We start from the raw sequence: 15,677 nt of genomic DNA, 5'->3' as shown, positions 1-15,677 counted from the left end.
TTTACAGTAAATTTACCTAATGCATAATAAAAGCCACTGTTGTGACTAATATTGAATTACTTACTATTTTGTCGCCTCATTGACAGCTGTAAACTTTTGTACAAAATCGTTATACGCTTGTTGGTATTGTACTAAAAGTTCTTCAAGCTTACTTGAATTATTTTGACTATTTGCAAATTCATTAGAGTATTTATCAATAATTGTTTGAGCATGCACTCTAGCTTGAGCATAAAGATCACTATTTGCTAGTGTTTTTAAGTAACTATAAAATTGAGATCTAAGATTCTTAAAAGGTTGATATTGTTCAGTTCCGAACCCTAGAGCTAAAAATCCTTTTTTAAGAATTGGATCAATGAAATGAAAGAAGTCTAAATATTGCTGTTGAATTTGTTTAAAAGGTTGATTTAAATTAATTTGGGCCATTTCTTTATGTTTTTCAATTTCACTACCATATTGAGCTTTAAATAAATCCATTTTCATAAAATTATTTATAGAAGTTTGCTTTCTTGACATCTCTGCAGCATAGCGCTTCAATCCTTCAATTTCCCTTTTGCCTTGATTATATAGTTCTAAATAGTCCAAAGCAGTTTGCAGAAAGTTATCTAATTGATCAAGGACTAAATCTTTATTATCAGCTAGGTAGACTTTTGTTTCCATTTCTTGCGCTAGACTATTTAATTTATTATTTTCTCATTCTCAAGATGTGTAATATTTTTCATTGCACAATGTTAGAATGTTTTGAAAAAGGTAGCTATAAAAATTAGCACTTAATGTTGGATTAGTTTGAGTATATGAATTCAAAATACTCGGTAATTGATAAAACCACTTTCAATAAATGGCTATAGTTTTAGTTGGTAAAAACTCTGATTCCTGTTTTATATTTACTATCTTACTTCATACTTTACTATTATGCAAAGCTTTTTTGATTGGTCCACTTTGCTTATTAGCTCATACTTCTAAGCTATTAGAAACACTAAGAACTTGCTCAACTTGACCTTTATACTCAGTAATATATTCATTAAATAATCGTTCCAATGAGTCATAATACTCTTTAAGGGTATCAAACGCATCTTGATCTAGACTGTTGTTTCTTAAAAAATAATTATCATTTAGATGATTATCAATTTGTTCCATGCATTCTTTTGTTTTATATGTAACATAATAATCATTCTTATCTTTAGCTTTATTTCATAGGTCAAGATATTTTTGTCTCATTTCTAAGAGAGCTGATCTGTTTTGTTTTTCTCAATCTGTTCCTTGTTTGTAATTTATAATGGCGTTAGAAATACCATAGCCAGCAGCTCCTATTCCAGAAATAATTACTAAAATTGTAAAAATAATTGATACTATTTGAAATTTATTTCTTGCCATATCTTCCTTTTAATATTATTCTATCATAAGCAATTTTTAAAGCGAACTAATAAAGATATTTAAGACAATTCATTTTGTTTAAAAAATTAATATATTCATTCGGACTCATATAATTTAATGATTTAATATTTAACAGAGTTATAAATTAATCATTTTACATATTTGATATCAAACTTATTGATATTCTTTTGAGAGAAAAGTTCCTCACGAATTCTTCCGAAAATATATTCTATTCATAAATTATCATTTGAATGGCCTTTCAACACAAATTATATTTTTCTTGTGCATTATAGTTGCAGTTATCATATAATTAAATTCGTTCCTTTTTATTTTTTATTTACACCAATTTTACAACAGGAACCAAAAAAGATGACAGTTCGACTTTAGCTTTAGTGGAATGTCATCTTTTTAATTTTTTATACATTTATTTATTCGCTATATGAAAAAACGCACTTTCGTGCGAAAAAGCATATAACTTTTTTAAACAACAAAATCTTTTTTGTACTGAAACCAATCATAGTTACATACTATGAAAACACTTTATCTATGATAAAGTTGATTACTTTTATATTTGTAGATTGATGATATTTTATGCTAAATAGCATAACTTTGTGCGATATAAATAAAAGTTAGTTTTTTATCCACTTTTTATAAAAGTTCCGGGTGTAAGTAGCACTTTTATGCAACTTACAAATTTATTATATTATTTATTTTATTGATACAGCTCAAATTCTATTTTGTTCCACATTTTTCCACATTTTGTGGAAATTTCCACATTTTATTTCCCGGAGTATCAGTTTGAAAAATAATTTTATTTCAAAATTACCTTTAGCTCCTGAATTTAAGGCAATTAAATGCTTATTTTTTTATAAAAAATAAGACTAATTTTAATATAATTATTTTAATTTAATTAAAAATATTATAAAACAAGGCTAAAAAAGTCAAAAAGGAGAAAAAATGATTAATGTTAATGAATTCAAACCAGGTATCACATTCGAAGATGAAGGTGAAATCTTTGTTGTCTTAGATGCACAACACTCAAAACAAGGGCGTGGGCAAGCAAATGTTAAAGCTAAAGTTAAAAACTTAAGAACAGGTTCAACAACCATTAAATCTTTCACAGGTGGTGATAAAGTTAAACCAGCTCACATCGACAAAAGAAGAATGAACTACCTTTATTCTGATGGAGAAAACATTATTTTAATGGATAACGAAACATTCGAACAAGTTGAAATCCCAGTTTCACACGTTGAATGAGAACTAAACTTCTTAAAAGAAGGACAAGAAGTTCAAATCAGAAAATTCCAAGAAGAAGTTTTAGACGTTGAATTACCAGCAAATGTTGACTTACTTGTAACAGAAGCACCTGATGCTGTTAAAGGAAACACAACAACTAACCCTCAAAAGAAAGTTACAGTTGAAACAGGATTTGAATTAGAAACACCTATGTTCATTAAAGAAGGTGACGTTATTTCAGTTTCAACAGATTCTGGAAAATACGTTGGAAAATCAAATAAATAATGAACTGAATTACAGTACCGTACAATTCTAATCAAAGTTATATCGTACAAGAATCTGCTATTGTGGATGCTGTATCTAACGCGATTGAAAGTACCAAATACGTTAAAAGCAATCTCTCAAACATGAGACTTAGCTTTGATGACGATCATTCTAATGTACAAATTTACATAGATGTTAAAATTCGTGGTGCACAAAGTAATGAAATTGATCCATATGCAATAATTAAAGATTTAACCTTTAAAATAGAAGAAAGTGTTAAAAGTTTAATTGATAAAAAACCTAAAAATGTACAAGTTGTATTAATGGACATTTATTAAAATGCAACGCAAAGAATTTCCTAAAGAAAAAATGTCTTTTTACCGAAAGCTTTTTAGCAATGAAGTAAAAAGTGAAATAGATAAATTTTCAAACCTAAACAAAAAAAGATATACCAAAGCAACAGAAAAATATTTAGACCAAATGAATAAGTTATTACTTGAATTGCGCGACCATAAAATCGCCGATAATGATTTAATTCCCAATAAAGTACTATTTAGACGTTTAAAAAGAGAGCACGCTTTCTTAAGAAATCGTTTATGAGCTATTTTGTTTGGAATTATTCTTTTATTGGTCATTATTACTATTATTCTGCTTGCAATCTTGCTATAAAAAAGAGATTTATGAAAAATAAAAGAATCAGAAACTATTTTTCAAGGTTATTTAGAGCTTTTAAATGACAAGATTGATTAACTTGTGCAATCGGTTTTACTTTAATTGTTACGTATATAACAATTACAATTTTGGAATGGCATTTTAGAAGTCTTTGAGTACTTGAAGCATATAATATTGCTGGACCAGGTGGACATACAATCCTTGATGATATGAAAGAAATTTATGACTCAAGTGATCCAAATGCTCAACGTGTAATCACTGAACTGGTTTATCCGAATGCCACTTATTTATTTTGAGGTGGATCAACATATTGATTCACATTTATGTCAAATGTTTTAATGGGTGTAACTCTCTTTATTTACCCATTTTACCAAAAGTCTCGTAGAGCTCAAACATTCTACTTTGCTTCTATGGTGTACATCATTATAGTGATGTTAGGATATTGAGGAGGTGTTATTTTTGATAATAGCATCATCACCCAAAATCGCCCATTTGAAATGATTAAAACATTAATCATGCATGCTGGAGCACCATTTTTAGGATTATTTACGCTATTTGCTTATGAACGTAAAAGAGTCCGGATTTCAACTAGATCAATTTGAGGTTTTGCAGCTTGACCTATTGCTTACTTACTATTTACAGTTGCAATTTACTTTATTGGTTATAAATTTATGAAGCCTTTTGGCGGAACTGAATTACAAAGAGGTGTAACGATTTACGGAGTCGTTTCTTTCTATCATCCTATAGGATACACTGGAGATAGTTTATTTGTTGTAGTAGTTTTAGATGTAGTAATGGTTTTATGTGCCATTTTTACAGCTCCCGTAATTGGATTTACACTCCGTAAAGTACTCAGAATTTTACTTCCTGGACAAAGAAAACGTAGAAAAGTTTACTTCATTCGCCCTGAAAGTCGCGAAGCTATAGCGAAACATAAAGCTGAAATTAAACAAGCCAAATTAGATAAAAAGAATCAAAAATTACTAGCAGCAAGCACTATTGAAACAAAAAATGCTGCTCTTCTTGAACAAAATAATAATCAAGATCAAACAAACTAAGCTAATTAGTTTGTTTTCTATAACTACAAAATAGGAGAATTATGCAAGAAAAAGAAAAATATATCGCTTCATATTTTCAAAAGACTAAAGATATCCTTGCAACTAAATTACCAGAAAATAAAATTGTAATGCAATTTTTTCAAAGGAAAGATGATGCAATTTTATGTGGAATTAACGAAGTACTTGACATCTTAAAAACTCAAACTGACACTAGTAAATATATTATTAGATATTTACCAGAAGGTAGTCACATCAATAGCCTAGACATTGTTCTAGAACTAGAAGGGCAATACCAAGAATTTGGAATTTGAGAAGGATTAATTGATGGGGTTTTAACTCGTAATACATCAATTGCAACAAACGCATATCACTGTGTAAAAGCTGCAAAAGGTAAGGAAGTTATTTTTATGGGCGATCGTGCTGATCACTATATTAATCAAGAAATTGATGGGTATGCAGCAAGAGTTGGTGGAATTAAGTTAGTTTCAACTTTAGCACAAAAAGACCCATCAGTTAAAGAAGAAAGTGTTTTTGGATCAATGCCTCATGTTTTAATTCAAGGGTTTAATGGAGATGTTGTTGCAGCTACGCGTGCATACCATGAATTATTTCCTAATAACAAGTTAATTGCTTTAATTGATTACCATAATGATATTATCACTGATGCTTTAAAAGTTTGAAATGCTCTAGGAGATAAAGTTTGAGGTGTTAGAATTGATACTTCAAAAAATATGGTAGATCACATGTTTGATGGTGAAGAGCCACAATATGGAGTAAACCCTGAACAAATTTTTAGACTCAGAAAAGCTTTAGACCAAGCAGGAGCAACAAATTATAAAATTGTAGTTTCATCAGGATTTAATGCTGAAAAGATTCAAATGTTTGAACAATTAAATGCGCCTGTCGATTACTATGGAGTAGGACAAAGTATTTTTAAACTTAACAATTCTTTTTCAGCTGATGCAACTGTTTTAAATGGACAGCTTCAAGCTAAAGAGGGTCGTAGTTATAGAAAAAATCCAAATTTAATTACATACAAATAGAAAGAGCAAAAGCTCTTTTTTATTAACCTTGGGAAAATTACAAAATAATGTAAAATTATTAAAAAGTTAAAAAAGGAGTGTAAAAATATGCAAAAAATATTACTTTTAGATGCACATGTACTTTCTAAGGAGGTTTCTACTTCTCATAAAATTTTAGATTTAATAGAAGAACAATACCAAAAAGAACCAAATAATCAAATTACTCGTATCGATCTAAATGAAACAGTTTTATCTAAAGTTTTTATGACTAGTCAAAATATGTCAACATACTGACAAGATGTTGAGTCAGACAAATGAATTGAATTAGTTAAAAATACTGATATATTAGTTATTTCTAATCCAATGATCAATTTCTCTGCACCAGTTATTGTTAAAAATTTTATCGATTCAATTTCTGTTGCAAATAAAACTTTTAGTTATAAATATTCAAATAAAGGCGATGCAATTGGGCTACTAACTAATCTTAAAAAAGTTATTATCGTTTCAACTCAAGGAGCTCCAGAAGGATGATATCCATGAGGAACTCATGCTTTATGATTGGAAGGAACTTTTAAATTTCTTGGTGCTCAAGAAGTGCAACACATTAAATGATATGGTACAAAAGTTAAGCCAACTAGCGAAATAAAATTAGAAGAATTACAAAATCATATTGATAATCAAATAAAAACAGCTATAAAATAGGCTTAAAACTTTAAAATATAATATTGTGGAACATTGTGAAAATTTAACAACTGGTTTCACTTTTTTTTTTTTTTTTTTTGTAAACTATATTTAAGAAAGGAATAAATGAAGAAAAAACACTGAATATTACTAACTTTTGGAAGCTTAACAACTTCAATAATACCAATGGTTGCAACACAATGTAATAACAAAACTGATGCTAATAACAATACTAACCCTGGGGAAAACCCAGTTGTTACACCTATAGTTAAAACACCAGTTAAAAAGGTCAAAAACATTGAATTAGTTGCTACAGCACCTCAACAATTAAATGCACTTCCTAAAACATTCGAGAATGAAACTAAAGCATTTATGGATGATGCATCATTTACAGATATTTCTATTCATTACAATATAAAAATAGGTGAAAAGTTTAAACTTGATAAAAAAGTTGAATATACTAAAGATGAATTTAGAACTCTCCTAGATAAAGCTAATTCAAAAACCATAGATACAAATGTTAAACTTGACACATTGCTAATTGAAATAAAAAATCAAGAAGATCTTGAAAATGCAGAAAAAGCTCTTCAAAGTGCATATAATAATTATTATGTAAATGAAGAATGATTTACAACAACTATTAAAAACATGATTAAAGAAGCTGGTGGAAGCTTACTTGGATCTGTCACACTAGAAAACGCAATTAATAAAGGTAAAAAAGAACAATATGATGCTTTAGTAAATCAAATTAAAACATTTATGGCTAAAAATGGAAATGTTAAATTAGCTCAAGATATACAAATTGCAAAAATTGACCAAGACTTGAAAAAAGGTTGATCATTGACAATCACATTGAAAAAAGATAATTTAGTTGCTAAAGGTATCAAACTTGATTTTAGAAAACCACATAAAGATTGAGATGACGCCAAAATACTAGCAAAAAATAATGAGGATTCTCAATTCGAAAAAGTAAAAGCAATGGTTGCGGAAAAAGCTTTAGCGTATAAAATGCTAATAGCTGGATTATATAAAGTTGGAGATGAAGTTTTAAAAACAATAACAGACTCTTTAATTGAAGTTATGGTTTTTGTAGCATTTAAAACACTTTTACCACTACCACTTAACATTATATGTACACATTTAATGGCTAAACCAATTATCAAATATTTAAATAATTTATCAGGTCAGTTAATCGAAACTTATTACCCAAAAACAAAACTCAGCTAATGTTGGGTTTTTTTCTTTTTCCTGATAAAAAGCACTATATTGCAAATAGTTTAAATATGAAATATTTAAATATGATAAAATTAAATTATAAATTTAAGGAGTAAAAATATGAGATTATCAATAATTTCACTTGTGGGTGACGATGCATCATATGTAGATACATTTTTAGCCTCATTAAAAGAACAAGAAACTCAAAGTTTTGAGGTTATTTTATGCATCAATAAAAACTCAGAAGCTAAAAATATTTTCAAAATCGCTCGTAAATACTATGAATTTTTTGGTAGCAGATTAGTTTTAATTACTAACTCAAAAGATAATTCATATCAACATAACCTTGTCAGTGCTTTTAGAATTGTTAAGGGCGATTATGTAACTGTAATTAATTCTGACTCAAGTATTAAAAGATATTTTATCGGTGATATGATCGAACATGCCCAACGTTTTAATGTTGATGTTTTAGAATTTAAGCCAAGACTAGTTGGAACAGTTCGTTTTAAACCGAAAGAAAGAGGAGAATTCGATAAAGTTCTAGATATTAGCAAAAATCCTAATGTTTTAGCCTACACCTATCCATTCATTTTTAACAAAATTTTTAAAAAATCATTAGTTAAAAAAGTTGCTAAATATAAACCAAAAGTTTCAAATGACACTTTAATGTGTTTAGAAGTTAACTACTTGCTAATGATGGAAGCTAAAAAATATAAATATTTAGACTTTAGAATTATTCGTGAATTCATTTCTTCAGATACTTGATTTAATACCAAAACTGCCTTAGATGCTTTTAGGGTTATTGAAGAAAACTCAAAACGTATGAATTTAAAAATTCAAGAAGAACTTAAATATGCTAAATACTACTTTGTCAAATTGCTTCTTACTGGATTTTTATCAGAAACTTATTTCGTATATAGACACTTTTCAAAAAATGATAAGGAGCAATTAGAAGAAAAAAGAAGTAAGATCTTAATTCAAAAGCATGATGAAATGCTTGAAAAAATAGAAGATAGCAATGATTTTCAAACTTTCTTAACAACTAATATGTATATGCTTGTTGATAATACTGAAACTAGCATGTTGAGAGAAAGCTATGCTAAATTAAACAAAAGTAAAATTTTGGACAATCTTGAATAATGTATAAAAACGCAGGATTCTTTAAACGATTCTTCTCGAACTTAATTGATTTTTTACTTTTTATCGCTATTGCTATTGCTATTATTTTTGTTAGCAAACCGAATGGCAATTTAACCACAAATCACAAATATTACTATGTATCTATGATTTTGATAACAATTTGATTGAATTGTTATTACATTTTATTCCCCTGCCTAATTGGTGGCAAAACTATAGGAATGTGGATTTTTAATCTGAAACTAATATCGTCCGGCGATAAGAAATTCCATTACATTTTAATTTTAAAGCGTAATATTCTAGGTTGCTTATTTGTTACATTGAATTTTATCATCGTCCTTTCAACTACTGCTTCAATTAATTTAAGTCAGTACAAAGATATTAGTGAAGCAAATCAAAATCCAACTATTCAAGCTATAACAGCCATTATTACTGCATTAATGGGAACTTGATTTTTACTCCAAACTTTAGGTTATATCCTATTAATTTTTTACAAGAAAAAACTAACTATACTTGATATCGCATTTACCTCAAGAATTGTTGAAGATAAATACATTGAAGTAATTGCAAGCAAAGATATTATTCTCATCCCATATTACTACACAGAAAGAACATTTAGATATTATAATCAAACTGACCAAATACAAGGAGATTAACTATGGACTTAATTAAAGCTGATTTACTTAGCGATTTGAATGCTAAACAACGTGAGGCTGTTGAATATTTTGACACATCATTACGTATTATTGCTGGGGCTGGTTCTGGGAAAACAAGAGTATTAACTCGTAAAATAGCTTACTTAATCAATGACTTAGGAGTTAGACCTAAAAATATTTTAGCCATGACTTTTACTAACAAAGCTGCAAATGAAATGAAGCAAAGAGTGTTGCAGTATACAAGTAAAAGTTTAAAGAATGAATTAAAAATCTCCACATTTCACTCTTTCTGTGCAGAGTTATTAAGAAAACACATTCGTTTGCTTGGGTTTCATAATGACTTCTTAATTATTGATGAACCTGATAAAGTGCAAATTCTAGGTGACATTTATCGTAGACTTGGAGTTTCAAGTCATGATATAAGTTACAAAAGTATGATCGAATACATTTCATATGCCAAAAATATGGAATTAACATACAAAGAATTAAAAGATGAGCTAAAAACATTTGAATATTCAAAAGTTGTTGCAGATGTTTATCAAGAATATTTAAACGAGCTTGTTTCAAAAGGTTCATTAGACTTTGATGACTTAGTTACACTTACTAAATTGCTTCTTGAAACTCACCCAGAAGTAGCTGCTATTTATCAAAAGCAATTTGAATATGTACTTGTAGATGAGTTTCAAGATACTTCGAGAATTCAATATGACTTAATTAAGTTACTTGTTGGCAAAAATACTCATTTTACTATTGTGGGTGACCCGGACCAAACTATTTATAATTGACGTGGTGCTGATGTTAACTTAATTTTAAACTTTGATAAAGAATTCCCGGATGCTAAAACAATTATTTTAGATATTAACTATCGTTCAACACAAAAAATTCTAGATGCTGCTAATAAATTGATCGCAAAAAACACTAACAGATTGCATAAAGATTTAGTTACAGCTAACGATCTAGGGGATGATGTAGAATTCTATCATGGATTTTCACCTGAAGCTGAAGCTAGATGAGTAATTCAAAAAATTAACGAATTAAAGAAACAAAAGAACCAACTCAAAGGAATTGCTATTTTATATCGTTCAAACTATTACTCACGTCCATTTGAAGAAGCATTAATTGAAGAAAATATTAACCACAAAATATTTAATGGAACTAAATTCTTTGAACGTTCTGAAGTTAAAGATGCTTTAGCTTTCTTAAGAGTTATTGCTGAGCAAAAAGATATTGCTTTAGAAAGAATTATTAATGTCCCTAATCGTGGAATTGGTGATGCTACATTATCTAAATTAAAAGAATATGCCAAAAAGCAAGGTAAATCATTATTCAGAACTCTACAAGAAGATATTAGAACCCTACCAATTCCAAATGACAAAATTGTTAAATCAATTTATCCATTTATGGTGCTTGTAATTAAATATGCTAAGGCATTACAACATAACAAAATTAGTATCACTTTAAATAAATTCCTTGAAGAAATTAAATACTATGAACACATTGCACTAAATGAAAACTTACGTGGATCAGCTGAGGATAATGTTAAGGAATTAATCAACTCAATTGCTAACTGAGAAGAAAAAAACAAAGATAAAACTGTCTCTGATTACTTGAATATGGTGGCATTAATGTCTGTTTCAGATGAATATGACAATGTGCCTAATTATGTTTCGTTAATGACTATTCACTCTGCTAAGGGACTTGAATTTGACAATGTTTTTATTGTCGGTATGTCTGAAGGGATTTTCCCTAACCGTAGATCATTAGAGTCTGATCATAGCTCTAAATTTTCTGCCAAAGGTAGATATTCTAATACTCTAGAAGACGAAAGACGTTTAGCTTATGTTGCTGTAACGAGAGCTAAAAATAAACTTTTTATCTCAGATTCAAGAGGTAAAATTATTGGGACTGATATTGATAAACAACCATCTAGATTTATTACTGAGATGGGGCTAGACGTTAATGACACAATTATTAATGCTAAAAATCGTTTCTTTGGTCATTTTGGCAATGAAGAAGAAACTATTACAAATAATCACATTATTGTAGGTGATATTATTAGTCACATAATGTTTGGAGAAGGTGAAGTTTTAGAAGTTACACCAAACGAAATTGTTGTCGAATTTATCAAAGACAAAAAAGTTAGAACATTAAATAAAAATCACTCCGCAATTAAGGTTATAGGTCAATAATGTCAACATCATCTATTATTGGTGTAGTAATAGGTGTTTTTATTGCAATCATCCTACTTACTATCCTATTTTTTCTAACTTTATATTTCTTTTATGCACGTTCATCATCTGGAATAATTCTTTTTATGCTAGATTCAAGTAATAAACGTGTGTTACGCTTAAGTGAAAAGAATTATGCTTTTTCAACTATTTTTGATGCCAAAAAGTTAAGATTTCAACAATACAAGTTTATTCAGCTAGATACTTTTTTAGAAGTACTTGATGGCGAAACTAAACAATACATAACTTCGTATATTGAAGAAGGTATTATGCGTAAGCAAGAAATGCCTTTTACTTTTAATACTAATGTCAAGACTTTATTAACTCCATATGAGAGATTAATATACTGATTTGATCGCATCTCACAAATTAATAGTTCATATTTTTTAAAGATTTACCCAATCGGTAACGGTCAATACAACTGTACTATTTCTTGAAGTAAGAAAAATGAAAAGTTTAATTCAATAAATAAAATATCGGGTGATAAAAATACTTTCTTTGATACACAATTTAAGCAAGAGTATAACATTATTATTGCTTTTGCTTTAAAACCTTACTATATAAAAAGAGATATTGATTCAGAATACTTAGAAGACTTATTTAATCAATTTGATTTATCCTATAAACGCACTCCTATTTTTAGGCAAAATGGATTCTTATTTATGGTAATTAAAGATAAAGGACACCACACTTATAACAATTATTTAAATAAGATTCGTAGCATCAATAATAACATTAACTTTAATAAGTGTTTTATAGCAGCTACCATTTTCCGCAACACTAAGTTAGCAACTGAATATTCACGTGAAATGTTACTTGCCAAAATTGCATATTCTTTATTTAATATTTTGAATGATTTTAATCATTATACTAACTATATTGATTTGTCTCTTGATTTTATCAATACTCCACAATTTAAAGAGTTTAATAATCAATTAGTTAGATATCGTAATGAAAATTCCTTATTAAATAAAGATTTAAATAACATGCACATTAACTTTTTTCCAATTAAAAATTATCAATCTCAAAAATCTTCAAATTTAACTATCGCATCAGTTTCGAATGATTCATACGATACAAATGATAATAAGTGAAATCACTTTTTTAGAAATATTCCAATTCTAAATTATGAATATGAAAAGTACTGATATGAATATGTTGAAAAAAACGCAAATAAAACAAACCACAATTTACTTGTTAAGATTAGTCAAGAAGTATATCTAAATAAAGATCTAAACAATACAAAAGACTCACCTATTTGTTTGATTTATGCTTATAATAATGTCTTTGATCATCTCAATTTAAAACGCAAAATTGAAGATAATTTTAGAAATTCAATTCCTACTGCATTGTATATTGATGAAATTGATAAAGCCTTAATTAATATCATTAATGATACTAAGTTAAAAGCCATTGTTATAGGTGAAAAAGTTACAAAACATCTAAATAGTACTAAAGTGTATTTTGATTGCATTAACGTTATTAACTTAGCCTCAAACAATAACATTAAGGTTATTTATGAAAACCCACCTCAAAATTTAGATGAGTTAATTGTACTTAAGGCAAAAGTATTTGCTTGTTACTACACTGAAGATAAAAATATATAAATTAAAACATCTAATCTACACGTTACAGTGTAGATTTTTTACTGTAAATAAAATGCAGCCAAATGGCTGCTTTCTAATCATATGTAACATCATTAAGATTTTTAGCTCAGTTGATAAATAAAGTATATGCACGAATTAAATCTACTTTGCCCCCATCTTTAAAAATATTATTTAAGATAGCATATTGGTGGAATTGAGCATATATTTCTACATCATTTTGGCTTGGTATAAGTCCTAAAGCTTCAATCTTTTCAGGATAGTAATCTGAAATTAATGCATAAATTTTAGTAGCGCAAAATTCTTGTGGGAAGTTTTCTAACTTAATTGCGCCCGTTACTAGTAGTTTGATAGCATTTTCTTGATTATCAAACTTAGGCAATAAAATACCTGGAGTATCTAGGAATAAAAATTCTCCATTAACTACTCATTTCTTTTCCCTGGTAACCCCTGGATAATTAGCTACTTTTAGGGTTTTCTTATCAGATACTAAGTTAATTAAAGTGCTCTTTCCACAGTTAGGAACACCAACTACAAACGATTTAATACGGGTTATTAGCATACCTTTAGCACGATTTCGTGCAATTTTGTCTTTCATAATAGATTGAATTTTATTCAAAATTACTTTTTTAGAAGACTGATTTCTTAAATCAAGTCATAATAAATTTTCGCCCTTAAATCTAGCTTGTATTTTATTTTTCTTAGTTTTATCCATCAAATCTGACTTGGTAATAATAAATAATCTAGGTTTTTGGGGAGCAATCTTATCAAAATCCTCATTATATGAACTAATTGGACATCTAGCATCAAGCACAACAATAAATAAGTCAGCTAAATTAGCATTTTCTTTTAAATCCTTCATAGCTTTAGCCATATGACCAGGATATCATTGAATTAAATTTTGATATTTGTTTTCATTTTCATTATTCATAAATCTTTTCCACCTCTTTTGATAAGCGATTATTTTCTTCCTCGAGCATTTGATTTTTTAATAATTCTTTTTGATATAGTTCTTTATATTTTTCTAGTTCCACTGTTAAAGCTTCTTTTTGAGATTGTTCGTCGATTAAATTAGCAAAAATAAGTTGCATAAAATCATCAACTTCTTTTTTGTTATATCCTTCTAAATTTAAACTAAAAGTTTGATTCTTAATTCTCTCACATAAGTCATTTACTTTATCTTTCATAAATTTATTACTCCCTATTTCTAATTTTATCTAACACTATAGCTGTAGCACAAGCAACATTTAAACTTTCAAATGAGATTGGGATATAAATAAATTCATCACTTAAGGCTTGTACTTGAGAGGTGACTCCATTGCCTTCATTCCCAACTACAATAATAAATTTATTTTGTTTAAATTTAACTTGATTTAATTTTTTAGCTTCTTTATTTAACACAGTGGCATAAATGTGATAATCTTGATTTTTTAATTCATTTAACAAAGTAACACCATCTTTAGTTCCAACTAAATTAGTTTTAAAAAAGGCTCCTTGTGATGCACGAATAGTCTTAGGATTAAAATAGTCAAACTTATTAATAATGACTGTATCAATATCAAATGATTTGGCTAGTCGAATAATGGTACCGACATTACCTGGATCTTGTAACTCATCTAGAAACAAAACTTTTGAGCCAATTTTTCCGTTCGGAATTAAAGAACAAACTCCAACAATACTTTGTGGAGTAGTTGTATCACTTAATTCCCTAATAATTTCCTTAGTGACAAGTGTTGAATTAGAATACTTAATATTTTCTGGATTAGATTCAAATGTTTCTAATAATAAGCCAGCTTGTGAAGCTTCTTGCACTAAGTGATAGCCTTCAATTAAAAATTTTCCTTCTTTAGTACGATATTTTTTGTCTTGTAATTTCTTTAGTTCTTTAATAGTGGAATTGCTTTTACTTGTGATTTTCTTCAACATAATCTCTTAAGAAGTACTTTCCTTTTTCTACTTCATATAATGATAAATCACGGAAATCAAGTTGTCTCATAACTTCAAATCCTAAAATACTTACACAGTTACCTAAATTAATTGAACGCATTGCCGATACCATTGGGATTCTTAAGCAATCATCCAAATGATCTTGTAGAACTTTTTTATCTATTCCGGTAGATTCTCTTCCAAACATTAATCAAATCTCACCTGTATTCTCAAATTGTTCTTTGTAATTTACATCTGTATATGATTTAAGGCCATATCTTGTAATATAAAAGATTCTTTTTTCACCATATTTAGCAGCAAAATCAGCATATGATTTATGAACTTCGTGAGGAATGTCTGAAAGCATTCTTCCAGCGCCATATCTTCTTAATCATTTTGGATGTAGATCAAATCCAATTGGTTTAATAATGTGTAATTTAGCTCCTAAAGCAAAACATGTGCGAATAATGTTCCCTGTATTTGGGCATATTTCTGGTTGGTATAATACTATATTTAACATAATTATATTATACAGTGTTTATCATATTTACTTTATGTGTTTTTTGCCTTGTAGCAAGTGCTAAAAGCAAAAATATCCACACATTTT

Annotated in this window: 16 protein-coding genes; 11 read left to right on the top strand and 5 right to left on the bottom strand. The window is 28.3% G+C overall.

Features of this window, described 5'->3' with window-relative positions; translation table 4 throughout:
- Positions 1-63: 63 nt before the first annotated feature.
- Complete coding sequence (locus tag ACNQ12_RS01090) at positions 64-1,371, bottom strand: hypothetical protein (protein WP_418036928.1); 1,308 nt, start codon at positions 1,369-1,371, stop codon at positions 64-66.
- A gap of 957 nt (positions 1,372-2,328) precedes the next feature.
- On the opposite strand from ACNQ12_RS01090, the gene efp reads away from it, so the two are divergent.
- From efp to ACNQ12_RS01035, 11 genes are all read left to right on the top strand, one after another.
- Positions 2,329-2,892, top strand: a complete 564-nt coding sequence (gene efp / locus ACNQ12_RS01085; RefSeq protein ID WP_416754215.1) for an elongation factor P — start codon at positions 2,329-2,331, stop codon at positions 2,890-2,892.
- Positions 2,892-3,209, top strand: coding sequence for an MMB_0454 family protein (locus ACNQ12_RS01080; protein WP_416741502.1), 318 nt, complete (start codon positions 2,892-2,894; stop codon positions 3,207-3,209). The genes efp and ACNQ12_RS01080 overlap by 1 nt, the downstream gene beginning before the upstream one ends.
- 1 nt (position 3,210) lies before the next feature.
- Positions 3,211-3,540, top strand: a complete 330-nt coding sequence (locus ACNQ12_RS01075) for a hypothetical protein (protein ID WP_418036926.1) — start codon at positions 3,211-3,213, stop codon at positions 3,538-3,540.
- Between the two features lie 11 nt (positions 3,541-3,551).
- Positions 3,552-4,601, top strand: a complete 1,050-nt coding sequence (locus ACNQ12_RS01070; protein ID WP_418036924.1) for an MAGa3780 family membrane protein — start codon at positions 3,552-3,554, stop codon at positions 4,599-4,601.
- Between the two features lie 41 nt (positions 4,602-4,642).
- Entirely contained in the window at positions 4,643-5,644 is a 1,002-nt protein-coding gene (locus tag ACNQ12_RS01065; protein ID WP_418036922.1) for a nicotinate phosphoribosyltransferase, read from the top strand.
- Between the two features lie 87 nt (positions 5,645-5,731).
- Entirely contained in the window at positions 5,732-6,325 is a 594-nt protein-coding gene (locus ACNQ12_RS01060) for an FMN-dependent NADH-azoreductase (protein ID WP_418036920.1), read from the top strand.
- Between the two features lie 105 nt (positions 6,326-6,430).
- Positions 6,431-7,531: a hypothetical protein gene (locus ACNQ12_RS01055; RefSeq protein WP_418036918.1), complete on the top strand. Its 1,101-nt coding sequence runs from the start codon at positions 6,431-6,433 to the stop codon at positions 7,529-7,531.
- 108 nt (positions 7,532-7,639) lie between these two features.
- Positions 7,640-8,659 (top strand): glycosyltransferase, encoded by a 1,020-nt coding sequence (locus ACNQ12_RS01050; protein WP_416754225.1) that lies wholly within the window; start codon positions 7,640-7,642, stop codon positions 8,657-8,659.
- On the top strand, positions 8,659-9,312 hold the full coding sequence (locus ACNQ12_RS01045; RefSeq protein ID WP_416754227.1) for an RDD family protein: 654 nt from the start codon (positions 8,659-8,661) through the stop codon (positions 9,310-9,312). The genes ACNQ12_RS01050 and ACNQ12_RS01045 overlap by 1 nt, the downstream gene beginning before the upstream one ends.
- A 2-nt stretch (positions 9,313-9,314) precedes the next feature.
- A complete protein-coding gene (locus ACNQ12_RS01040; protein ID WP_416754228.1) occupies positions 9,315-11,501 on the top strand; it encodes an ATP-dependent helicase in 2,187 nt (728 codons plus the stop codon).
- A complete protein-coding gene (locus tag ACNQ12_RS01035) occupies positions 11,501-13,147 on the top strand; it encodes an MHO_4530 family protein (RefSeq protein ID WP_416754230.1) in 1,647 nt (548 codons plus the stop codon). Before ACNQ12_RS01040 ends, ACNQ12_RS01035 begins: the two co-directional genes overlap by 1 nt.
- A 73-nt stretch (positions 13,148-13,220) precedes the next feature.
- Here ACNQ12_RS01035 and ylqF read toward each other — a convergent pair whose 3' ends face one another.
- From ylqF to ACNQ12_RS01015, 4 genes are read right to left on the bottom strand one after another with little or no spacing between them, the layout of a single operon-like run.
- The gene (gene ylqF, locus ACNQ12_RS01030; protein WP_418027236.1) at positions 13,221-14,075 is read right to left on the bottom strand and encodes a ribosome biogenesis GTPase YlqF; all 855 of its coding nucleotides are present in this window, start codon (positions 14,073-14,075) and stop codon (positions 13,221-13,223) included.
- On the bottom strand, positions 14,068-14,331 hold the full coding sequence (locus ACNQ12_RS01025) for a DivIVA domain-containing protein (RefSeq protein ID WP_416754233.1): 264 nt from the start codon (positions 14,329-14,331) through the stop codon (positions 14,068-14,070). Before ACNQ12_RS01025 ends, ylqF begins: the two co-directional genes overlap by 8 nt.
- A 7-nt stretch (positions 14,332-14,338) precedes the next feature.
- Positions 14,339-15,070, bottom strand: coding sequence for a TrmH family RNA methyltransferase (locus ACNQ12_RS01020; protein WP_418036915.1), 732 nt, complete (start codon positions 15,068-15,070; stop codon positions 14,339-14,341).
- A complete protein-coding gene (locus ACNQ12_RS01015; RefSeq protein ID WP_416754235.1) occupies positions 15,048-15,590 on the bottom strand; it encodes a tRNA (cytidine(34)-2'-O)-methyltransferase in 543 nt (180 codons plus the stop codon). Before ACNQ12_RS01015 ends, ACNQ12_RS01020 begins: the two co-directional genes overlap by 23 nt.
- Between the last annotated feature and the right edge of the window lie 87 nt (positions 15,591-15,677).

This window comes from Mycoplasma paraquilae (genome assembly GCF_048284415.1).
Taxonomy (GTDB): Bacteria; Bacillota_I; Bacilli_A; order Mycoplasmatales; family Metamycoplasmataceae; genus Mycoplasmopsis.
The sequence above is the reverse complement of the archived record's forward strand: the minus strand, read 5'-3'. Positions and strand labels throughout refer to the sequence as shown.